Consider the following 22974-nt stretch of genomic DNA (forward strand, 5'->3'; position numbering starts at 1 on the left):
AAACGGTCTTTTATTTTGGCTTATACCAGCGCTAGTGTAAAACTCATACGTTCTTTAATGTGGTAACATATACCTTAACACGTGCCAAAACTCGAGGCGCCATAATTATGGTTGCAATCATTGTAGGGATTGCCATTAAAGCAAAAAAGCCATCAATTAAATTAATCATCATACTTAAAGATGTGGTAGCTCCTAAAATGATACTGGCTATATAAAAGTAATTGTAATAATGTTTCTTATCGGCTCCGAAAAGAAAAGACATACATTTTGAGCCATAATAAGCATAAGAAAATAGTGAGGATATACTAAATACAAAAATACAAATCAGTAATAAATATTTCCCCACTCCTGGCATAGCATGGGCAAAAGCCGAAGCTGTTAAACTCACACCGTTGGCATCGGACGTTTGCCATACTCCAGTAACTAAAATAGCCAAAGCCGTTAGGGTACAGACCAATAATGTATCTATCGCAGGCCCTAACATGGCAACTAAACCTTCCCGTATAGGCTCTGCTGTTTTTGCTGCACCATGAGCCATAGGTGCCGTACCTATTCCCGCTTCATTAGAAAATGCAGCTCTACGAATCCCCAAAAGGATTAATCCACCTACAGCACCGCCTAGGAAATTATCTCCTTTAAAATTTTGAGCCGTAAATGCATTCGAAAAAATCATTCCAAAGTATTTCGGAATCTCCTGAATATTTACAGCAAGAATAAATAGAACCAAAATAAAATATAAGCCGACCATCGCAGGAACCAATTTTGAAGCTGTTTTACTAATACGATCCAAACCTCCTAAAATAACAATACTCGTAATAGCAACTAAAATAAGTCCGATGATTAAGCGCGACGTAAATCCAACTTCAATATGATTTGGCACCAATAAAATATCGTTAATCGCTTGTGTTAATTGGTTTACATTAAAAACAGGAAGAGCTCCAACCAAACCACAAATACTAAACATAACAGCCAAAGGTTTCCATTTCTGTCCTAAACCTTCTACTATAAAATACATCGGACCTCCCTGCAACTGCCCTTCACTATCTTTACCGCGATATAAAACAGCAAGCGTAGACGTGAAAAATTTTGTAGCCATACCAATAATCGCACTCACCCACATCCAGAAAACCGCTCCTGGCCCACCAATAGCAATAGCCACAGCGACACCAGCGATATTTCCCATCCCCACGGTGGCAGACAAAGCGGTTGTTAGCGCTTGAAAATGTGTTATCTCTCCAGGATCATTTGGATTATCGTATTTACCACGTAAAACTTGAAACGCATGACCAATAAAACGAAATGGTAAGAATCGAGAATAAATTAACAAGAATAGTCCACCCCCTGTTAACAGAATTAATAATGGCAATCCCCAAACTAAGGAGGCGAATTCTTTAATTATATCATCTAAGGTGGTCATCTATGGGAAGCTATATTTTGATAAATATATTCTTTTTTAGCTTCAAAACTTTAACAAATACACTAAAAACCAACACAATTCCTTATCTTTTACAGCTATTATTGATGTAATATTGCAGTTAATTCAATAAAGACAAAGAATGTATTTTGATTTAAAATTTGATGTATTTTCGCAATCTTATTAGACACGTACTCTTGAAAGAAAACAGATTATATTTTTTAGACGCCGTTAGGTGCTTTGCCATTTTAATGATGCTTCAAGGTCATTTTATAGATGGCTTATTACACGCGTCTTATAAGTCTTCAGAATATACAGCATTTAATATCTGGAATGGCTTGAGAGGCAATACTGCACCTCTATTTTTTACAGTTACAGGATTAGTTATTCTATTTTTATTAAAAAAAGCAGAAACTAAAGGCAATCAAAATCTTAGAATTAAGAAAGGCTTTAAACGCGGTGCATCTCTAATTTTAATTGGATATTCGTTAAGAATCCCCGTTTTCTCATGGCTATTGGGCCATTTTGATAGTTATTTCCTAGTGATAGACGTATTGCAAATCATAGGAATCTCGGTAATCCTGTTAAACGGATTTTACGCTGTATTAAAAACGCAAACCAAACTGTTAACCTTACTTTTAACGGCTATTGGAACATTTATATTTGTTTCCGAACCACTATACCGAAATTTAGCACTACCTCAAGTTCCTGATGTTATCGTTAATTACATAACTACAGAAAATGGTTCCCTTTTTACTCTTTTACCTTGGTTTGGGTTTGTGACCTATGGAGCTGTATTAGGAATTATTTTTCACAAATTTCAATCTAAAACACACTTTAAAACGATTGCCATATCAAGCTTTTTAATTGGAGGGTTGTGTTTAAGTATTGCATCTTCGGAAGTTTTATCCCTGATCTATAATATCACGCAAATCGAACTTTTTCAAAGTGTCGCTTTCTATAATTATCTTTTCATTCGGCTAGGTAATGTGCTCTTTATATTCGGTATTTTTTACGCTTTAGAATCTTACTTAAAGCACCCGTTAATACTAAAATTAGGAAACAGCACACTTTCTATTTATGTGGTTCATTTTATAATACTTTACGGAAGCTATACCGGTTTCGGACTCTTTCGTTACGGACGTAATAGTTTAGAACCTTGGTCTGCAGTTTTAGGTGCCTTGGCTTTTATTAGTTTGGTGTGTTTAATTGTTGTTTATGAAGACAAAATAAAAGCCTTCCTAAATATAAATATTAGAAAGGCTTGGAATTTTATAAAATTAAAATCTATATATCGTATAAGATTACATAGAAGCTAAATAATTTTCTACATTATTTTTAATACGCGCTTCAATGTTTGTTACATCTGACTTAACAAATGGTTCTCCCATAATATTCTCGTATAATTCGATGTAACGTTCGCTTACAGTTTCGATGTATTCATCACTCATTTCTGGTAACTTCTGCCCTTCTAATCCTTGAAATCCGTTAGTAATTAACCACTGACGCACAAACTCTTTAGATAACTGTTTTTGCACTTCACCATTCTCCTGACGTGTTTCATAACCATCAGCATAAAAATAACGTGAAGAATCTGGGGTGTGAATTTCGTCTATAAGCACGATTTTACCATCTTTAGTTTTACCAAATTCATATTTAGTATCTACTAAAATCAATCCTCTTTCTGCTGCGATTTCTGTACCGCGTTGAAATAATTTACGCGTATAATCTTCTAGCACTACATAATCTGCTTCAGAAACAATCCCTTTACTAATAATGTCTTCTCTCGAGATATCTTCATCATGATCTCCCATTTCGGCTTTTGTAGCAGGCGTAATAATTGGCTCCGGAAACTTATCATTCTCGGTCATTCCTTCTGGCATAGCAACACCACAAAGTGCACGTTTACCTAATTTATATTCACGTGCCGCATGTCCCGACATATAACCACGAATTACCATTTCAACTTTAAAAGGTTCACATAAATGACCAACGGCAACATTAGGATCTGGTGTAGCCATTAACCAATTCGGAACTATATCTTCAGTCTGTGCCATAAATTTAGTAGCAATCTGATTTAAAATCTGACCTTTAAAAGGAATTCCTTTTGGCATTACAACATCGAATGCACTTAATCTATCTGTGGCAACCATTACCAATAAATCGTCGTTAATATTGTAAACTGCTCTAACTTTTCCTTTATACAAACTTTTTTGTCCTGGAAAATTGAAATTAGTATCTGTAATTGTCATGATCTTTATAATTGCATCTAAACCCTGTTGAGATGCTTTAAGTATTAATAAAAATGAAAGGGTAAAAGTAAGGAATTAATCACAAAATATTTTTATCGAAGTTTCTAAAATGATAAATTATTTTCCATTAATTTTATAATGATGCCGGCTTTTTACATCAAACTTTGAAGTACACTATCTAAAGAACAAGTAATCCAAAATACTCAAATTAAAACCACATTAAATTATAATGCGATTTATTTATGGAATTGATAGAACGTTTCATCTTTATCGCGTAAACGCTCTAGATCGTTTTTTCTCATAAATTCAAGTATTGCACGTGCTTCTTCTAAGGTTACATTTTGATTAGGCATTCTTGTTAAACAATCTTCAAGTAATACTTTAGCCTCGCTATCTTTTTCTAACATTTCGTTAGTATTCGTAATCATATTTAGTATCCATTCTGGACGTCTCGAAGTTGTTATCTCTTCCCAACCTGGTCCAACAAGTCTTTGGTCGGTTAATTTATGACAAGAAGCACATCTGTTTTCAAAAATAAATTGACCTTTTGCGGCTAGAGATGGCTCTATCGAATCGGATAATTTAACGGTTAAAGTCTTCCCAACACCTTTCGATTTTATTTTATTAATTGGGAGGGTGTTTAAATCTGGATGAACAAATATTACAGGTTCCTTTTTTTTAATCCCATCCATACAACTTGTTAAACACATAAAAATTAGTAATACCACGCAAAAAGGCAACACATGATTTATTTTCATAAACTAATAGAATATTTTCAATTTAACTTATTTCGTTTCCTGTCTCCTAAATATACGCATTTTACTTTTCGAAGTGAGATAACTTCATTATAAAAATTTAGCAGTAGAAAATGTGCAACTCTATCTTAATTAAATGAGGTACGTATTTAATAGTGGTATAGTGGTATAGTGGTATAGTGGTATAGTGGTATAGTGGTATAGTGGTATAGTGGTATAGTGGTATAGTGGTATAGTGGTATAGTGGTATAGTGGTANTGGTAATTTCAAAAATAATTATTACTATACCAAATCCTTCCCCCTTAAGAGTGAGATAAAAAAAAAGAGTAGACTAACGCCTACTCTCTATTTTCAATACTTTTATATGCTTCAATAACTTTCTTAACCAGTTGGTGTCTAATAACATCTTTTTCATCAAGATAAACCATACCTACACCTTCTACGTTTTTTAAAACCAATAAAGCCTCTTTTAGCCCTGAAGTCGTACGTCTTGGTAAATCTACTTGACCGGGATCTCCAGTCAATAAAAATTTAGCATTTTTCCCCATACGTGTCAAGAACATCTTCATCTGGGCGTGTGTAGTATTCTGTCCTTCATCTAAAATAACAAAGGCATTATCTAATGTACGACCACGCATAAAGGCCAAAGGCGCAATTTGTATGGTTCCATTTTCGATATACATATTTAACTTTTCAGGCGCGATCATATCTCGTAATGCATCGTAAAGTGGTTGCATATACGGATCTAATTTTTCCTTTAAATCGCCAGGAAGAAATCCTAAATTCTCTCCTGCTTCTACGGCAGGACGTGTTAAAATAATACGTTTAACTTCTTTATTTTTTAACGCCTGTACAGCTAATGCAACGCCGGTATATGTTTTACCCGTTCCCGCAGGACCAATCGCAAAAACCATATCGTTATTACGCATACTTTCTACTAACTTACGTTGATTTGCTGTTTGTGCACGAATTAGTTTTCCGCTTGCGCCATGCACAATAACCTCTCCACTTTTCTTAGACGTAGCGTAATCTTCGCTACTATCGCTCGTTAGTACACGTTCGATAGTGTTTTCGTCTAATTTATTATATTTCGCGAAATGATTAAGCAACATGGTTAACCGGCGATCAAACTCTTCTAAGAGATCTTCGTCTCCAAAAGCTTTGATTTTATTTCCGCGAGCAACAATTTTTAATTTGGGGAAATATTTTTTTAGAAGTTCAATATTTACATTTTGTGCTCCAAAAAATTCTTTTGGAGTAATCTCTTCCAGTTCAATAATTATTTCGTTCAAAAGCTAGTCGATTTAATTAAATTTTTCAGTTAAGTTTTATTAGTTTTGTGCCTCTAACAAATCTAATCAATTTTAGTTCAGATATGTGAAAAACATATCAACAATTCACATATGGCTATAATAACTTTAACTTCTGATTTTGGTGAAAAAGATCACTTCGCTGGGGCGATTAAGGGCGCTATATATAGTGAATTAAGCGATGTTAGAATTGTTGATATCTCGCATAATGTATCACCATTTAGCATCTCTGAGGCGGCCTATATCATCCAGAACGCGTATACCAGTTTTCCCAAAGGCACCATTCATATTATCGGAATTGATGCCGAATTAAATCCCGAAAATAAACATATTGCGGTACTCTTAGATGGCCATTATTTTATCTGTGCCAACAATGGTATAATGAGTATGATTTGTACAGAAATTAATCCGGAACGCATCGTAGAAATTAATATTCACGAAAAAGTACAAAGTAGTTTTCCTGTTTTAGATGTCTTTGTAAAAGTCGCTTGCCATATTGCACGTGGCGGAACCTTAGATGTTATTGGAAAACGTATTCAAGATATAAAACCGATACAAAACTTAAAACCTTATATTAACGACGATCAGATGCAGATTATTGGTAGTATTATTTACGTTGACAATTACGGCAATGTCATTACCAATATTAAGCGCAATTTTTTTGAAAACATACAAAAAGGACGTGCTTATAAAATATCTGCTCGGAATCATTCGTTTAATAAAATATACAACAAATATAGTGACATTGTAGATTTTACTAAACCCGCAGCAGACAGACATACTGAAGGAAAAGGTTTAGTGGTTTTTAATTCGTCTAACTATTTAGAAATTGCCATTTATAAGAGTAATACAACGACCGTTGGAGGGGCATCTACATTAATGGGATTAAAATTAATGGACACCATAACGGTTAACTTTTATAAAGATTAATTTATGTTTGTTCGTATTGTAAAATTGAGTTTTGAACCTTCTAAAGTAGATATCTTTCTAAGTCTTTTCAACTCTAAAAAAGAGGATATTCGTAATTTTGAAGGCTGCACCTTTTTAGAGTTGTACAGAGATAAAAAACACCAAAACATATTTTTCACGTATAGTTATTGGGACAACGAACAAGCCTTGCACAATTACAGACATTCCGATTTATTTATTTCGGTTTGGTCAGAAACAAAACAATTATTCAACGATAAACCCGAAGCTTGGAGTGTGGACAAACTAGAACGTTTACCGTAAAGTAGTCGCTCACTTCAAATTCAAATCATATTTATATAACAGATGTTCGCCATATTAAAAAAAGAAATAAATTCGTTTTTTGCTTCGCCAATTGGCTATTTGGTTATTGCCATATTTTTACTCCTAAACGGATTGTTTTTATGGTTTTTTAAAGGAGAGTTTAATATTATAGATAATGGTTTTGCCGATCTTTCTAGCTTCTTTCTATTAGCACCTTGGATTCTAGTCTTTCTAATACCTGCAGTCACCATGCGTAGTTTTGCCGACGAGAAAAAACAAGGCACACTAGAATTACTATTAACAAAACCCGTTTCCAAATTTCAAATTGTTTTAGGAAAATATTTTGGCGCTTTTATCTTAATCATAATCGCCTTACTACCTACTCTATTATATGTGTTTACCGTTTACAAACTAGGAAGCCCCGAAGGTAATTTAGATTTAGGAAGTACTCTTGGTTCGTATTTTGGTTTGTTATTCTTAGTTGCAGCATACACCGCAATGGGAATATTCGCTTCGACACTTTCCGAGAACCAGATTGTAACCTTTATAATCGCAGTATTTTTATGCTTCTTTTTTTATATCGGTTTTGAAGGCATTGCAGATGCATTATCTAACAATTTTATCGATGGTTTAGGGATGAGTTTTCATTTTAAAAGTATGAGTCGCGGCGTTTTAGATACCCGAGATATTATTTATTTTATAAGTGTTTCTGGATTATTTTTAGCATTAACGCAGTTTAACATTAATAAAAAGCAAGCATGATTTTAACAGTACCTTTTGCAATTATACTCGTCCTGCTTTTTGTAGTATTATTTATATTTTCACGATCCATAGATAAGCGAATTTGGGTGTCTTTACTTATTAGTTTAGTCCTTACGCCCATTGTGTATTTCTATTTATTATACCCGTTAATAAATATATTTAGCACCTATCATCACGAAAAACATTTTGAAACAGAAGTTTGGAAAGAAAAGCCTGCATATCGCTACGAAATGGCTAACGATTTAGAACAGTCGGATGTCTTAATTGGTAAAACAAAATCAGAAATCAAAGATATCTTAGGCAAACCGGGATGGTTTAGTTGGAATGACGCCATAAAAGCAAACGATTCTAATTATTGGAATTACAACTTAGGACTTAAGCCTGGCGCTTTTAATACATCACAGGAATGTTTAGAGATTACCTTTGAAGGAAATAAAGCCAAACTATTAGAACACTATCAATTAGAAAAAAAAGATAATGAGTAAAAATCTTAAAAATAGTATACTAATTGTTGTCGGTATTTTAGTTTTAAATGGTATTGGGAATACATTCTATAAACGTTTCGATTTAACCCAAGATCAACGCTATACGCTAAGTGAAGCCACACAAGACATTGTAGCAGATATAGAATCTCCTATTATTATTGATGTGTTTTTAGAAGGCGAAGGATTTCCTTCGGAGTTTAGAAGACTCCAATCGGAAACTAAACAACTGTTAGAAGAATTTTATGCACAGAATAGCAATATTCACTTTAATTTTATAAATCCGTTAGAGGATGAAACCAATCGCGATCAAATTATTCAGCAATTAAATAATCGCGGATTAACCCCAATGCAACTGACGGTTCAAGAGAACGGAAAAAGTAGTCAGGAAATTATTTTTCCGTGGGCCTTGGCAAGTTATAACGATGTGACTGTTAAAATTCCATTAGTAAAAAACAAATTAGGATCCTCTCAACAGGAATTAGTGACCAATTCTGTACAACATTTGGAATATGCGTTTGCAGATGGTATCGGAAAATTAGTACATGGAAAAACAAAGAAGATTGCTATTTTAAAAGGTAACGGAGAATTAGAAGATCAATACCTAGCCGATTTCTTAACGACACTTAAGGACTATTATTATATTGCTCCCTTTACACTAGACAGTGTAGCAACGCAACCTAAAAACACGCTCGACAAATTAAATGATTACGATTTAATTATTGCTGCAAAACCTACAGAAGCCTTTTCAGAAAACGAAAAATTAGTTCTAGACCAATACACCATGAATGGCGGAAAAAGTTTATGGCTTATCGACGCTGTGGCTATGGAAAAAGATAGTCTATATAACGAAAGCGGACGTTCTATTGCCTTACCACTAGATTTAAACCTTACAGATTTATTCTTTAAATACGGGGTTCGTATTAATCCGTATTTGGTTGCCACACCTTACTCTGCTCCTATTACTTTAGCTATGGGTGAAGGTAGCGATTCGCAATTTCAGAATGTGCGTTGGCCGTATTCACCTTTAGTAAATACCACCAATACCCATGCGATTGTAAACAATGTAAATATTATAAAATTCGATTTTTCGAATCCGATAGATACCTTAAAAAACAACCTTAAAAAGACGATTCTTTTAGAAAGTGCCAAACTGACTAAGTTAGAGGGTACGCCAAAAGAGATTAGTTTAGACGTGGTTACTCAGGAACCAGATCCCAAACAATTTAATAAAGGGAGTCAGCCATTAGCGGTTTTAATTGAAGGCGAATTTACATCGGCCTATAAAAATAGAATTAAGCCTTTTAAATTAGATTCGAATAAAGATGAAGGTGTCACCACTAAGATGATTGTTATTGCAGATGGTGATCTAATTAAGAACGATGTCATCAAGAATATACCGCAAGAATTAGGTTTCGACAGATGGACGGGACAACTTTTCGGAAATAAGGAATTCCTATTAAATTCGGTAAATTACCTCTTAGACGATAATGGACTTATAAACATTCGTTCTAAGGAAATTACAGTTCCTTTTTTAGATCACGAAAAAATCTCAGAATCTAAATTAAGCTGGCAATTACTTAACACACTGGTACCATTAGGGTTATTAGCTATTTTTGGATTTATTTTTAATTACTTACGTAAAAAAAAGTACAGTGCCTAAATGTTAATAAGTTTGTTTCCTAGTTCCCCCTATTAAAGATATATTTGTAATTATTAAAATAATCTTATTTAGATACAGATGAAATTTATAGTATCAAGCACCTATTTATTAAAGCAATTACAAGTTCTAGGAGGCGTAATTAACAGTTCGAACACTTTACCTATTTTAGATAATTTTCTTTTTGAATTAAGCAGTTCGCAACTTATTGTTTCTGCTAGTGATTTAGAAACGACTATGTCTTCGACTTTAGAAGTAGAAAGCGAAAGTGAAGGTAGTGTGGCTATTCCAGCGCGTTTACTTTTAGATACTTTAAAAACGTTCCCTGAGCAACCTTTAACGTTTATTATTGAAGACAATAACACTATTGAAATCAGTTCTAACCATGGTAAATATGCACTTGCATACGCTAACGGAAATGAATTCCCTAAAGCTGTATCTTTAGATAAGCCAAGTACAACGACTATTGTTGGAGATATTTTAGCAACGGCAATTAGCAAAACGATTTTCGCTGCAGGAAACGACGATTTACGCCCAGTAATGAGTGGTGTGTTTTTTCAATTCTCTACAGAAGGCTTAACCTTTGTCGCTACAGATGCTCATAAATTAGTAAAATATACACGTGAAGATGTTTCTGCTTCTGAAGTTGCAGAATTCATCATGCCTAAAAAACCTTTAAATTTATTAAAAGGAATTTTAGCAGGAAGCGAAGATGATGTTATTGTAGAATATAACGACTCGAATGCAAAATTCACGTTTGATAATGTGGAGTTAATCTGTCGTTTAATCGATGGAAAATATCCGAATTACGAAGCCGTTATTCCTAAAGAAAATCCGAACAAATTGACCATTGCAAGAAGTCAGTTTTTAAGCTCTGTAAAGCGTGTTAGTATTTTCTCGAACAAAACAACGCACCAAATCCGATTAAAAATTGCAGGAGCAGAATTAAACATCTCTGCCGAAGATATAGATTACAGCAACAAAGCCGAAGAGCGTTTAACTTGTGATTACCAAGGAGACGATATGCAAATTGGTTTCAACTCTCGTTTTTTAACTGAAATGTTAAACAACTTAAATGCCGACGATGTACAACTAGAAATGAGTTTACCTAATCGTGCTGGTATTTTAACACCAATAGATGGCTTAGACGAAGGCGAACAAGTTACTATGCTTGTTATGCCAGTGATGCTAAACAGTTAATACACTATTTATATTAAAATATATTCAAGTCATGTAGATTCCTAGAATTTACATGACTTTGTTTTTTCCATCCTTTATATTCTTAATTACAAACGAACTTTGAATGTGAGATACGATCGTCATTTTAGAAAATCGTTTTAAAATAAACTCCTGATATTCGTTCATATCATTCAGTAAAATTTTCAATAATACATCGTAGGTTCCTGCGATATAATTGGCTTCAATAACATCGTCTAACGTATTAACATATGCTTCAAAATTACGGAACGGCTCGTCTTGATGTGTGGTTAATGTCACTTGGCAATACACAACCAAGGTTTTTCCTAATTTACTATAATCTATAATTGCCGTATAACCGTTTATAATTCCAGAGGCTTCTAACTTTTTTATACGTTCGTGTACCGGTGTTATCGATAGGTTAACACCCTCGGCAAGTTGTTTTATCGACTGTTTACTGTCTTTTTGTAGCGCTTCAATAAGCATATAATCTATGTCGTCTAACTTCATATTGGTAAGAATTTCTAAAAGGTTAATAAATCACAATCATAAGAAGAAATAATTTCTACACAAACACACTTTAGAAGCATAATTTTTCAAATAATTGATATTTAATAAAACAAATATATTAAATAATATCTTTGTAGTAGAAATATTTAAGATATGAACACACCAGAAACACAAGCCGTTTACGATAGAATTAAAGCACATTCTGAATCTTTTTTAGGGTATCCTGTAGCTAAAGACTTCTCTTATAGCGACTATGCTCCATTCCTTGATATCTGCATTAATAATGTTGGCGACCCAGAAAGCCCTTCAACATTTGCAATCGATACTAAAGACATCGAGCGTAAGTGTATTTCATTCTTTGCAGAGATGCTTTCTAGCAACAACAAAGATGTTTGGGGTTATATTACTAATGGTGGTACAGAAGGTAATTTATATGGATTATATGTGGCTAGAGAAAGTTTCCCTAATGCCATGGTGTATTATAGCGAAAGCACACATTACAGTGTTAAAAAGAACTTACACTTATTGAATATTCCTAACATCGTGATTCGTTCTCAAGAGAATGGAGAAATGGACTATGAAGATTTAGAACAAACGATTTCTTATCGTCGTGATAAACCAGCCATTTTCTTTTTGAATATCGGTACAACAATGACTGAGGCCGTTGATAAAATAGATGAAATAAAACGTATTATTAAAAAATATGCGATTAAGGATTATTACATCCATTGTGATGCTGCTTTTTTAGGAACTATTGCACCTTATATAGATGCGAAACCAAAATTCGATTTTGCAGAGGGTATTGATAGTATTTCAATTTCAGGACATAAATTTATTGGAAGCCCGATTCCTTGTGGAGCTGTTTTAGTAAAACGACAACACAGAGATCGTATCGCACATTCGGTATCTTACGTTGGTACTATGGACACCACAATTACAGGATCTAGAAATGGATTAACACCATTATTTATATGGGATTTCATAAAAAAACACGACCATAAAGGATTAAGAGAACGTGTTAAAGCGTGTCAAGATGTTGCCGCTTACACAGAACATAAACTGAATTTATTAGGCGTTCCAGCATGGCGAAATAACGAAGGCTTAACGGTTGTTTTCCCTACACCTAGCACCCGTATTTGTAAAAAATATCAGTTAGCATCTCAGGAAGATATCGCTCACATAATCTGTATTCCGGGAATAACTTTTGGACAGATTGATGCGTTCTTAGCGGATTTAAAAACAGAACTACACGATATTCCTACTGAAACAGAAGCTGTATTGGCCTAATTTCAAAAATATATAAACTTAAAAAAACGCCCATTCTCATGGGCGTTTTCCGTTTTTATCTTTAAAAATTTTTAACTAATAAAATGCAAAGATAAAGGATATGTCGACGGTTCTCCGTTACTCACTTTAATGGCATTTAAAATAGGAAAAATAACACTTATAATACCTAAAAAGAGAAAGCCTAAAAAACCAAGTCCGAGTAATAAGATTAACGGTATACAGATAATAAAGTAAATCACTAAACTAATTTGAAAGTTTATAATCTTTTTACCTTCTGCATCCATTCCAACCACTTTATCTTTTTGCATAAGCCATAAAACTAAAGGAATTAATAAACTCCCAAACCCCAAAGCAAGGGTTGCTAACTGACTTAAATGCGTAAGAATTAAAAGCTGTTTGTCTTCTCTCATTATGTTTCTAATTTCGTTCATACTAATAAGACGACAAACAACATGATTTGTTACAACTCCTTTTTAATGAGGCAACTTATCTCTCAATAAACCATAAATAAACGTACCTAAAACAGCTGATATTAAAACAATAATTACCGGAATATACCCTGCACCTACCAATACAAAAATGGGTCCTGGACAAGCACCAGCAAGCGCCCAACCTAAACCAAAAATAATTCCGCCAATTAAATATCTAGAAATCGACTTTTCTTTATCTGCTATAATAATAGGCTCTCCACTAAACGTCTTAATCTTAAACCGTTTTATACCCTGAATAAATATAATTCCGAATACTAAAGCCGTACCGATTATACCATACATATGGAACGATTCGAACCTAAACATTTCGTAAATACGAAACCACGAGGCGGCTTCAGATTTATACATAACCACACCAAAAACTAATCCTAAAAGGATATATAATACTTTTTTCATCTTCTTAAAATATAAAAGGGAATAATACATGAACCATAAATAAACCTCCAATAAAGAAGCCTATAACCGCAATTAAAGACGGTAGCTGTAAATTACTTAATCCGGAAATCGCATGACCAGAAGTACAACCTCCCGCATACCGCGCTCCAAACCCAATTAAGAGTCCGCCGGAAATTAAAATCAGCCAAGTTTTCACATCCGATAATGCTTCAATAGAATAAATTTCGTTTGGCAAATAACTATTCACACTAGAAAAATTTAAATCTTGAAGCGCCAATCTAGTAGATTCGCTAATCTCAGGCATTTCGCCATTAGATAGATAATGAGAAGCGACATATCCTCCCAACATAGCACCGATAACTATAAATAAATTCCAACTGTCTTTTTTCCAATTGTAGTTAAAAAAAGAACTGTATTTACCACCACCACAAATGCTACAAAAGGCACGAAGGTTAGACGACATTCCAAAACCTTTACCCAAAAGCAAGAGTACTAGCATAAAAAGTGCAATTAAAAATCCCGAAATAAACCAATGCCACGGGTGAAAAATAAAATCCATATTTAAATATTTAGTGATTAAACCGCAATAGATTTAAGTAATCTTGTTACGAGTTAACAAATATAGGCGTAACATAAAGTTTCAATTGTAACATAGGTTACACCTTTATTAATTGAATAAAAAAATTATTTCCATTATCCATATCGTGAAAAAGCAATAAATCTATTAAATTGCTAACTCGCAAACATATAGACCTGCATGAAAAAATTTATTAAAATTCTCAGCCTATTAATTCTAATGGGGTTAGTCGGCGTAATCTACTTAAATTACCCGAAGTTAAATTTTATCACCGGGTTTGCTTCAAAAAGCGTATGTTCTTGCACCTTTTTAGCCGATAGATCGTTAGCCTCTATAGAAGCTCAAGACAATGACTTCTCTCCGATCGACTTAGCGACTAACACCATCAATTTCGAGAATAAATCGGTTACCTCCACAGTATTTGGATTAAAAGCCAGAACCGCAGTTTACAAAGAAGGTTTAGGATGTGTTTTAGTACCTGAAGGCTCAGACCACACGACTTTATTAGAGCAACCTAATAGAAATAAAACACCTAAAAACCTACCATTCCCTTATGGCAATTTGCCTCAGAAAGATACTGTTTTCTCTAATATTGATTATACTATTTTAGATGAAGCCATAACCAACGCATTCGATATTGACGATGAAAAATTAAAACGGACAAGAGCCGTAGTCGTGGTTTACAAAGACCAAATTATTGCCGAAAAATATGCTGACGATTTTAATAAAGATTCTAAAATCTTAGGATGGTCTATGACTAAAAGCATCACAAGTGCTGTGATTGGGATTTTAGAAAAACAAGGTCGTGTAAGTAAAAGTCAATCCCATTTGTTTCCAGAATGGGAAAATGACGATCGTGCAAACATCACCTTAAATAATCTCCTACAAATGAATAGTGGCTTGGCTTGGGAAGAAGATTATAATAACATTTCCGATGTGACAAAAATGCTTTTTTTAAAAGAAGATATGCCTAAAATACCTCGAGAAAAGAAATTAGAAGGCGTCCCTGGCCACAGCTGGAATTATTCGTCTGGAACCACAAATTTAATCTCTGGGTTCATCAGAAATCAATTTAAAACAGATCAAGAGTATTTAGATTTTTGGTATACCGAATTAATCGATAAAATTGGAATGCATTCTATGACGATAGAAACCGATTTAAAAGGTCATTTTGTAGGATCTTCCTACGGTTGGGCCACCGCAAGAGATTGGAGCAAATTCGGATTATTATACTTACATAATGGTAATTGGAATGGCGAACAAATTTTAACAAAAGACTGGGTAGATTACACCAAAACACCTACCAACACTTCCGACGGGATTTATGGCGCTCAATTTTGGTTAAATGCAGGCGGACGTTATCCAGATGTTCCTAAAGACTTATTTTCTTGTAATGGATACCAAGGTCAGCAAGTGAGTATTATTCCTTCTAAGGACATCGTAATAGTGCGCTTTGGACTGATAGAAGACCCACTGTTTAGCTACAACACCTTTTTATCGGAAATCCTTAACGCTATAAACTAAAAAACTCCCTACCGAAGTAGAGAGTTTTATATATTTTAAAACGTATAATTATATTATGGTTACGAATTGTTACGTAGGTCTGCCATTTTAATGGCCGCCACAGCCGCTTCTGTACCTTTATTACCGTGAATACCACCAGAACGATCTATAGATTGTTGTTGGTTATTATCGGTTAATACACAGAAAATAACAGGAACATCGTTAATTACGTTTAAGTCTTTAATACCTTGAGTGACCCCTTCGCAAACAAAATCGAAATGTTTTGTTTCTCCTTGAATCACACAACCAATAGCAATAACGGCATCCACCATTTGTTCTTGCATCTTTTTACTTCCGTAAATCAATTCAAAACTTCCAGGTACATTCCAACGCTTAATATTATGTTCGTCTACACCGTTTTCAATTAGCGCATCGTAAGCACCTTTGTAAAGGCCTTCGGTAATGGTATCGTTCCATTCGGAAACAACAATCCCAAACCGAAAATTACTCGCGTCTGGGATTGCTGTTTTATCGTATTCTGATAAATTATGATTAGCTGTTGCCATCTTATTTTATTTGCTTGCTAAAACTTCAGCTTTACCTATAAATACATCTATAGTTGTTGCCTCTGTTGAAGAAGGATATTCATTTTTGATTGTTTTAAAGTACTTTAAAGCATCAGAAGGTTTTCCTAATTCTAAAGCAATTAAACCTGCTTTATTTAAATACATTGGAGTCGTAAATTCATTCGTACGGATATCAGCAGCTTGCTTGTAGTAATCTAAAGCATCATCCAATTGATTTAATTGTACAAATGCATCTCCTATTGCTCCTTTTGCTAAAGGTGCTAAAGCTTCATCTTCACTAGAAAAATCTCCTAAATATTCAATTGCTTTACTATAATCTTTTAAGTTTAAGTAAGCCATACCTGCATAATATTCTGCAATATTAGCAGCAGGAGTACCACCATGGTTCTCAATAATATCTAACATACCGTATTTACCTTCACCTCCATTTAAAGCCAAAGTATAAAGAGAATCTTTATCGGTCCCGTTTACAGCCTCGTTAAAATAAATTTTAGCTTGAGACATATCGTTCATTGCTTCGCTCTCTTTTGGTTGCGCAACAAATTCGTTATATCCTAAATATCCTAAAACAAGTGCCGCAACTACACCTATTATTACAAAAATATATTTTTGATTGTTAGCTACCCAATCCTCAGTTTTAGAAGCGGTTTCGTCTAACGTATTAAAAACTTCTGCGGTTGTTGAGCTTTCTTCAACGTTGTCAAAATTTTCAATATCGTTGTCTACTTCTGATTTTTCGGTTGGTTTGTAACCTCTCTTTTTATAAGTTGCCATAAATTCTATATTATTCCGCGCAAAAATAAAATATTTCTGCAGAAATAAAAGGTTATTTATTTGTTATTTTTCAATAATTTGCGAGTCCTTCTAATAGCAGATTTCAAATAAACGCACATTATCCCTTTTATGATTCTAAAATCCTTATCTCTAATTAATTACAAAAATTTTGAAAGTGAATCTTTTGAATTCGACGACAAAATAAATTGTTTTGTTGGACAGAATGGAGTGGGAAAAACCAACATTTTAGACGCAATTTATCATTTATCCTTCGGAAAAAGTTATTTCAACCCCATTGCATCGCAAAATATTAGACATAATGAAGATTTTTTTGTGGTTCATGGTGATTTTGAAAAACATGACACTATTGAAAAAATTGTGGTGAGTTTAAAAAGCGGACAAAAAAAGGTAATTAAACGCAACGCAAAAGCATACGAGAAATTTAGCGACCACATTGGTTTTATCCCTTTGGTTATTATTTCGCCTGCAGATCGTGATTTAATTATTGAAGGAAGTGAAACGCGGCGGAAGTTTTTAGACAGTGTGATTTCTCAAAGTGATAAAAACTATTTAAACGACCTTATTAATTATAATAAAACGGTTTCCCAACGTAATGCCTTATTAAAATATTTCGCATTAAATCACACATTTAATAAAGACACTTTAGAGGTTTACAATGAACAATTAAACGATTTAGGCGCAATTATCTTTGAAAAGCGAAAAGCATTTTTAGATGTTTTTGTTCCGATTTTTAAATCACGACATAAAGTGATTAGTAATAATCAGGAACCCGTAGAATTAAATTATAAAAGTGATTTATTTGATGGTGATTTAAAACAACTTTTGGAGCAGAATTTAGCTAAAGATAGAGCTGTACAATACACCTCGACTGGAATACATAAAGATGATTTATTATTTGAAATTGATGGTCATCCGATTAAAAAATTCGGAAGCCAAGGGCAACAAAAATCATTTTTAATCGCTTTAAAATTAGCACAATTCGACTTTATTAAAGCACAAAGTGGCGTAAATCCAATTTTATTATTGGATGATATTTTTGACAAGTTAGACGAACAACGGGTTGGACAAATTATTAAGTTAGTAGACGACTCTAATTTTGGTCAGTTATTTATAAGCGACACTCATGCAGACCGCACCGAAAATGCCGTAAAACAAGTACATCAATCGTATCAAATTTTTAATATCGGAACATAAATTCAAATCTTATGAAACAACTTATTGTCATTTTTAGCTTTATACTTTTAAGTAGCTGTGCAAGCAAACCCGAAATAGAGCTTTCTAATTTAAACGGCTATTGGGAAATTGAAGAAGTTATTCTAGCCGACGGTACCTCTCATGTTTATAAAATAAATGAAACCATAGATTTTATAACATTGACAGATAGTCTTGTGGGATACCGACAAAAAATGAAGACAGATGCAGATAACAATTACACGCCTGTAACCACCAAGGAACAGATAAAAATTATCACCGAAAACGACAGTATAAAAGTCCAATATCACACCTCTTTTTCTGATTGGAAAGAAACCATAATTGAATTAAATAACGATCGTTTTAAAGTCGTTAATCAGCATCAAAACGTATATATTTACAAACGATATATTCCTTTAAACTTATAATTATGGCAAAAAGAAACAACGAAAATTTAAGTATATCAGACGTTTTAAAAGAGTTTGTAGAAACCAATAGATTAGAAAAAGGTTTAGACAAAGTAAACGTGCGTGATGCTTGGACATCTCTTATGGGAAATGGCGTTAATAACTACACCACGGAAATAAGTTTGGAACGCGACACCTTGTATGTACAATTAAGTTCGAGCGTATTGCGCGAAGAATTAAGCTACGGAAAAGAGAAAATAATAACGATGATTAATGAAGAATTAGGTAAAGATGTCGTTAAGAAATTAATATTGAGATAAGATTAATAGAACTCATACTCTAGGTCTTTATTTCTTTAACAAAACAGTTAAAATCCTATGAAACAACAACTTAACATCTTGTAATTTAATTCTGTTAATCAAAAAAAACACTGTTAATCTAGCGATTAACAGTGTTTTTTTTGATTTAAATATATTATTCCAATATCGTTTTATACTCGGTGTTTGACTAATTTGGAGGATAACACAGTAATATTTTTGAAGGTTCTTTAGACACAAACGTGATTTCTGAGATCGCGGCCGAAATAAATATTTCATCACCTTGACTAAACGTGTATTCTTTGTTATTGCAAATCATTGTCCCCTCTCCAGAGTATATAACGGCTGCATAAAAGCATGAATTTCCTTTAATGGTATGCGTACCATCTAATAACAATTCACTTAAACCGAAACAATTGGTATGTTTCTTATTAAACAACGTTCTTAAGGTAAATTCACTCGAACTCTCAAGTACTTCAGGAGTTATTTTCCAAGCTTCTAATGCTTCATCTAGTGTATAATTATCGTAATGAAAACATTCTAACATTTTTTCTTCACCTACACCTTGATGAATTAGTTCTGGTCCGATGGTTAAACCATTTGGGGTTGTTTTCTCGACGCGCATCGTATAATCTGTAGGCTCTTGAACTTCCATTAAAAAGCAACCACTACCAATAGCATGTGGTACACCTCCATAAATCATAAAGGCATCTCCTGGTTTTACTTCAATTTTATGAAGACAATCTAACATCCCTTGAATATTCTGATTCTCGAAATGCAATCGCCATTCTGCTCTTGTTACATGTTTTTTAAATCCCATATAAACAACAGGCTTTTCGCCATCTATCTCACGAGTATTTAAAACGTACCAAGATTCTGTTTTACCAAATTCAGAATTAAATACAGTTTTAGCATATTCTTTATCTGGGTGCACTTGTACTGTTAAACGCTCTTTGGAGTCTAACATTTTAATTAGCACTCCTGTCGTTCCAAATTTATCGGCTAATGCCTTACCTAAATATAATTCTACATTAGAATTAATTAACTCTTTTAGAGCTAAGGTTCCGTCTTCAGTTTCTATTAACGACAAACCTTCATCTTCAGGTCTGTTATTTCCACGTGCTGTAACGGTAGACATAATCCATTCTTCAGGCATAGCGCCATCAATTTCAGGAGACGTTTTTTTCCATCTATCAATCAAAGCACCACCTTCATACGTTCTCCAAACTCTATTGTTAAGTTGTTTTAAAGGAATATGTGCGTATTTTTCTAAATCTTTATTCATGTTCTCGTGATTTTCTTATTCGTAAAGTTGTCATATAAAAGGCTATCCAAGACTAAAAATAATTACTGTCCCCTTTATAAAATTTATATGATATTAAATTCCTGTTTTTATAAAACCTAAAAACCCATTAAGTGCGACATACAACATATAGAAGTTAAAAATTAATGTTGCCCCTAAAGCGATGTTCATCCATAAACTCGTTTTATAAGTTTTCATAACGTCTGTTCTATTCAATAAAATAATTAAAAATAATGTGATTAAAGGCATAATAAACGGACTTAAAGCTTGAGATGCGATTAAAATCCAAACTGGTTTTCCTCCAAAAAATGGTACGATTATTCCAGTTAAAGCAACTAAAACCACCAAAAATTTAAATAGTGGTTTTTTCATATCACGCTTCGTATTGGTATAATCTGCAATTAACCAAGGAAATAATAAAAGGTTCGGAAATATTGACGATAGTCCAGCTCCGATAATTCCTAAAGTAAATAATGTTAAAGCGAAATCTCCAGCCCAAGGTCCTAATGCACTCATCATATCCGTGGCATCTACAACTTTAATCCCTTGAAAGTATAAGGTTCCAGTCGCACTAATCATTATAGCTAGACTTATTAAAAATGTAAGAACCATAGACGACATTGCATCTCTATTTTCAGTTTTTAAATGTTCGATTCCCCATTTTTGTTCTTGTACCAAAATACTTCGAGATGCCAAACACACACCCGCCATTGTAGTTCCAACAATTCCTGCAATTACAAGACCCGAATTATCACCTTGAGGTAATTCAGGGAAAAAATCGCCTAAATTAGTTCCTGTTTCTTTAACCACCATAATACTGGTAGCTATAAAAGAAAGAGCCATAAAACCAACCATCGCACTCATGGCTTTTATAAAATTCTCATGCTTTCCTGTCCAAAACAGAGCGACTAAAAGACAGGTAAAGAAAATTGCTACAATTGGAGCATTAAGAAACGATATCGATGTTCTTACCGAGATCCATTCCATAGCTACTTCTGCAACTACGCCCATAACTCCAATAACAGAAGACACAATGGAAACCACTAAAGCGGTTATTATAAAAATAGTTACAGGTTTCCCAAATGCTTTTTTAAAATTATACATTAAGGTATTTCCTGAAACGATGGTTAATTTACTAATCGATATAAGAAGAAAATAGGTAAAAAAACAAGAAAGCAGTAAGGCCCAAGACAGGCTTAGTCCGTAATTTGCTCCGGAAACGACCATGGAAGTCACACTTCCGGTTCCCACAACATAACCTATAATAAAAAAGGCCGGTCCAAAATCTTTTAATCCTTTTTGAAACTTACCTAAACGTGATAATTTTTCTGATGACATATAATTCGGTTATTTTAAATTTAGAATGTTTGATTGGAGCAATTTTTAAACACTATTTGTCTAAATATCAAAAGCATATCTCCTAAATTTAAAACTCCTGACTATTCAGAATATTTAGGACAATTATTAAACGATCTTTTGACTCTTAATTTAGCATAATGAAGTCGTATTGAACCTCTCAAATTTAGGAAATAAATCACAAAAAGAGGCTATAGAATATGCTAAAGACATCATAAAATAGCGGATTAATTACTGGTTAATTAAAAATAGTAATAGATTAGAATCGTACATAAAAAAAGGAAAACTTATAAGATTAAGTTTCCCTTTTTAATTATTTTTCAAAATTATCACAGAATGCAATAAGCATTTCAAAATGAACTTTCATTACTTTCACCGCGAGCTCTGTATCCTGATTTAAAATAGCACTATAAATAGCTTCATGATTTTGAAGTTCTTTGAGTCGTTCTTCTACACCACAAACACGTGTATCTTCTAAAACAGAAATAATCTTAGGTGTAATTTGAAGCATTAAGGCATTAATTGTACTATTTCCACTTGCTTTGGCTATTGCCAAATGGAACAGTAAATCTTCTTCTAAAGCATCTTCTCTATTTAAAACTTTAACTTTGTAATTATTTAGAGCTGTTTCTATATTCTCTAAATCTTCTTCCGTTCTTCGAATGGTTGCTAAACACGCTGTTTTAGTTTCTAACATTAAACGCGTTTCTACTAGAGATTTAAAATCTTGCTTATCTAATGCTATAATATCTTCAATAATACCATTTAAGGCTGTTATACCAATATTTTCTACAAATGTTCCAGACTGTGGAACTGATTTTAGAACGCCATAAAATTCTAATTTTTCTATAGCTTCTCCAACATGTCGTCTACTTACATTAAATTTTTCTGATAATACACGCTGTGAAGGTAATTTATCTCCTAATTCCAGATTTTTTAAGTTGATGAAATCTTTAATTTGAGATATTATAATATTTTGAATTTCTGGGTTGTCTTTTATTTTAGTTGTTTCATATTTCATTATAATGAGTCTGACTAATTAAATATTTAATCATGGTTTTAGATTAGTTTGTTTGATAAAATATATTTCGGAGGCAGAAAAACCTCTTAATCCATAGTCTTAGATAATGTAGTTCTAAAAAAAATACTGGCCTAAAACCTTAGACCAGTATTTAATAAAACTAATTTAAAT

At 33.3% G+C, this 22974-nt stretch carries 25 protein-coding genes; 12 read left to right on the plus strand and 13 right to left on the minus strand.

Annotated features, from left to right (window positions below; translation table 11 throughout):
• Positions 1-43: 43 nt before the first annotated feature.
• Positions 44-1417: an alanine/glycine:cation symporter family protein gene (locus tag ACFFVB_RS13830; protein WP_382383615.1), complete on the minus strand. Its 1374-nt coding sequence runs from the start codon at positions 1415-1417 to the stop codon at positions 44-46.
• Positions 1418-1611: 194 nt separating this feature from the next.
• Here ACFFVB_RS13830 and ACFFVB_RS13835 point away from each other — a divergent pair, with 194 nt between their 5' ends.
• Positions 1612-2733 (plus strand): heparan-alpha-glucosaminide N-acetyltransferase domain-containing protein, encoded by a 1122-nt coding sequence (locus ACFFVB_RS13835; RefSeq protein WP_382383616.1) that lies wholly within the window; start codon positions 1612-1614, stop codon positions 2731-2733.
• Here the strand turns inward: ACFFVB_RS13835 and ACFFVB_RS13840 are convergent.
• The 3 genes from ACFFVB_RS13840 to ACFFVB_RS13850 all read right to left on the minus strand — a co-directional run bounded on the left by ACFFVB_RS13840 (position 2719) and on the right by ACFFVB_RS13850 (position 5713).
• Positions 2719-3666 (minus strand): phosphoribosylaminoimidazolesuccinocarboxamide synthase, encoded by a 948-nt coding sequence (locus ACFFVB_RS13840; RefSeq protein ID WP_382383618.1) that lies wholly within the window; start codon positions 3664-3666, stop codon positions 2719-2721. The two genes, ACFFVB_RS13835 and ACFFVB_RS13840, sit on opposite strands and share 15 nt — an antisense overlap.
• A gap of 236 nt (positions 3667-3902) precedes the next feature.
• Positions 3903-4358, minus strand: coding sequence for a c-type cytochrome (locus tag ACFFVB_RS13845; protein WP_382383620.1), 456 nt, complete (start codon positions 4356-4358; stop codon positions 3903-3905).
• Positions 4359-4759: 401 nt separating this feature from the next.
• Positions 4760-5713 carry a PhoH family protein gene (locus ACFFVB_RS13850; protein WP_382383621.1) on the minus strand — a complete coding sequence of 318 codons (954 nt, stop codon included), beginning with the start codon at positions 5711-5713 and terminating at the stop codon, positions 4760-4762.
• A 111-nt stretch (positions 5714-5824) separates the two neighbouring features.
• Here ACFFVB_RS13850 and ACFFVB_RS13855 point away from each other — a divergent pair, with 111 nt between their 5' ends.
• From ACFFVB_RS13855 to dnaN, 6 genes are all read left to right on the plus strand, one after another.
• Positions 5825-6661: an SAM hydrolase/SAM-dependent halogenase family protein gene (locus ACFFVB_RS13855; protein WP_382383622.1), complete on the plus strand. Its 837-nt coding sequence runs from the start codon at positions 5825-5827 to the stop codon at positions 6659-6661.
• 3 nt (positions 6662-6664) lie between these two features.
• On the plus strand, positions 6665-6961 hold the full coding sequence (locus tag ACFFVB_RS13860) for a putative quinol monooxygenase (RefSeq protein WP_382383623.1): 297 nt from the start codon (positions 6665-6667) through the stop codon (positions 6959-6961).
• Positions 6962-7003: 42 nt separating this feature from the next.
• A complete protein-coding gene (gene gldF, locus ACFFVB_RS13865) occupies positions 7004-7723 on the plus strand; it encodes a gliding motility-associated ABC transporter permease subunit GldF (protein WP_382383625.1) in 720 nt (239 codons plus the stop codon).
• Positions 7720-8208 (plus strand): hypothetical protein, encoded by a 489-nt coding sequence (locus ACFFVB_RS13870; protein WP_382383627.1) that lies wholly within the window; start codon positions 7720-7722, stop codon positions 8206-8208. Before gldF ends, ACFFVB_RS13870 begins: the two co-directional genes overlap by 4 nt.
• Positions 8201-9868 carry a gliding motility-associated ABC transporter substrate-binding protein GldG gene (gldG, locus tag ACFFVB_RS13875; protein WP_382383629.1) on the plus strand — a complete coding sequence of 556 codons (1668 nt, stop codon included), beginning with the start codon at positions 8201-8203 and terminating at the stop codon, positions 9866-9868. The genes ACFFVB_RS13870 and gldG overlap by 8 nt, the downstream gene beginning before the upstream one ends.
• 78 nt (positions 9869-9946) lie before the next feature.
• The gene (gene dnaN / locus ACFFVB_RS13880) at positions 9947-11065 is read left to right on the plus strand and encodes a DNA polymerase III subunit beta (RefSeq protein ID WP_382383630.1); all 1119 of its coding nucleotides are present in this window, start codon (positions 9947-9949) and stop codon (positions 11063-11065) included.
• A 48-nt stretch (positions 11066-11113) separates the two neighbouring features.
• Here dnaN and ACFFVB_RS13885 read toward each other — a convergent pair whose 3' ends face one another.
• A complete protein-coding gene (locus tag ACFFVB_RS13885) occupies positions 11114-11572 on the minus strand; it encodes an Lrp/AsnC family transcriptional regulator (protein ID WP_382383631.1) in 459 nt (152 codons plus the stop codon).
• Positions 11573-11725: 153 nt separating this feature from the next.
• Here ACFFVB_RS13885 and ACFFVB_RS13890 point away from each other — a divergent pair, with 153 nt between their 5' ends.
• Positions 11726-12859: a histidine decarboxylase gene (locus ACFFVB_RS13890; protein WP_382383632.1), complete on the plus strand. Its 1134-nt coding sequence runs from the start codon at positions 11726-11728 to the stop codon at positions 12857-12859.
• Between the two features lie 71 nt (positions 12860-12930).
• On the opposite strand, the gene ACFFVB_RS13895 is transcribed toward ACFFVB_RS13890, so the two are convergent.
• The 3 genes from ACFFVB_RS13895 to ACFFVB_RS13905 all read right to left on the minus strand — a co-directional run bounded on the left by ACFFVB_RS13895 (position 12931) and on the right by ACFFVB_RS13905 (position 14305).
• The gene (locus ACFFVB_RS13895) at positions 12931-13269 is read right to left on the minus strand and encodes a DUF4870 domain-containing protein (protein ID WP_382383633.1); all 339 of its coding nucleotides are present in this window, start codon (positions 13267-13269) and stop codon (positions 12931-12933) included.
• A gap of 63 nt (positions 13270-13332) precedes the next feature.
• Positions 13333-13746 (minus strand): YeeE/YedE family protein, encoded by a 414-nt coding sequence (locus ACFFVB_RS13900; protein ID WP_382383635.1) that lies wholly within the window; start codon positions 13744-13746, stop codon positions 13333-13335.
• A 4-nt stretch (positions 13747-13750) separates the two neighbouring features.
• A complete protein-coding gene (locus tag ACFFVB_RS13905) occupies positions 13751-14305 on the minus strand; it encodes a YeeE/YedE family protein (protein ID WP_382383636.1) in 555 nt (184 codons plus the stop codon).
• A 198-nt stretch (positions 14306-14503) separates the two neighbouring features.
• On the opposite strand from ACFFVB_RS13905, the gene ACFFVB_RS13910 reads away from it, so the two are divergent.
• Positions 14504-15847 carry a serine hydrolase domain-containing protein gene (locus ACFFVB_RS13910; protein ID WP_382383638.1) on the plus strand — a complete coding sequence of 448 codons (1344 nt, stop codon included), beginning with the start codon at positions 14504-14506 and terminating at the stop codon, positions 15845-15847.
• 59 nt (positions 15848-15906) lie between these two features.
• Here ACFFVB_RS13910 and ribH read toward each other — a convergent pair whose 3' ends face one another.
• Together ribH and ACFFVB_RS13920 are read right to left on the minus strand one after the other, a co-directional pair.
• Positions 15907-16392: a 6,7-dimethyl-8-ribityllumazine synthase gene (gene ribH, locus ACFFVB_RS13915; protein ID WP_382383639.1), complete on the minus strand. Its 486-nt coding sequence runs from the start codon at positions 16390-16392 to the stop codon at positions 15907-15909.
• 6 nt (positions 16393-16398) lie between these two features.
• The gene (locus tag ACFFVB_RS13920) at positions 16399-17187 is read right to left on the minus strand and encodes a YfgM family protein (protein ID WP_382383641.1); all 789 of its coding nucleotides are present in this window, start codon (positions 17185-17187) and stop codon (positions 16399-16401) included.
• Between the two features lie 129 nt (positions 17188-17316).
• Here ACFFVB_RS13920 and recF point away from each other — a divergent pair, with 129 nt between their 5' ends.
• The 3 genes from recF to ACFFVB_RS13935 are packed head-to-tail and all read left to right on the plus strand — an operon-like array spanning position 17317 to position 19126.
• Positions 17317-18402, plus strand: coding sequence for a DNA replication/repair protein RecF (gene recF, locus ACFFVB_RS13925; protein WP_382383643.1), 1086 nt, complete (start codon positions 17317-17319; stop codon positions 18400-18402).
• Positions 18403-18413: 11 nt separating this feature from the next.
• The gene (locus ACFFVB_RS13930; protein ID WP_382383644.1) at positions 18414-18827 is read left to right on the plus strand and encodes a hypothetical protein; all 414 of its coding nucleotides are present in this window, start codon (positions 18414-18416) and stop codon (positions 18825-18827) included.
• Between the two features lie 2 nt (positions 18828-18829).
• Positions 18830-19126 (plus strand): DciA family protein, encoded by a 297-nt coding sequence (locus ACFFVB_RS13935; protein ID WP_382383646.1) that lies wholly within the window; start codon positions 18830-18832, stop codon positions 19124-19126.
• A 187-nt stretch (positions 19127-19313) separates the two neighbouring features.
• Here the strand turns inward: ACFFVB_RS13935 and ACFFVB_RS13940 are convergent, their stop codons facing one another.
• The 3 genes from ACFFVB_RS13940 to ACFFVB_RS13950 form a co-directional block, all read right to left on the minus strand.
• On the minus strand, positions 19314-20408 hold the full coding sequence (locus ACFFVB_RS13940) for a type I phosphomannose isomerase catalytic subunit (RefSeq protein WP_382383647.1): 1095 nt from the start codon (positions 20406-20408) through the stop codon (positions 19314-19316).
• Positions 20409-20501: 93 nt separating this feature from the next.
• Positions 20502-21764, minus strand: coding sequence for an NRAMP family divalent metal transporter (locus ACFFVB_RS13945; protein ID WP_382383648.1), 1263 nt, complete (start codon positions 21762-21764; stop codon positions 20502-20504).
• 331 nt (positions 21765-22095) lie between these two features.
• A complete protein-coding gene (locus ACFFVB_RS13950; RefSeq protein WP_382383650.1) occupies positions 22096-22803 on the minus strand; it encodes a FadR/GntR family transcriptional regulator in 708 nt (235 codons plus the stop codon).
• Between the last annotated feature and the right edge of the window lie 171 nt (positions 22804-22974).

This window comes from Formosa undariae (assembly GCF_042427615.1).
Classification (GTDB): Bacteria; Bacteroidota; Bacteroidia; order Flavobacteriales; family Flavobacteriaceae; genus Formosa; species Formosa undariae.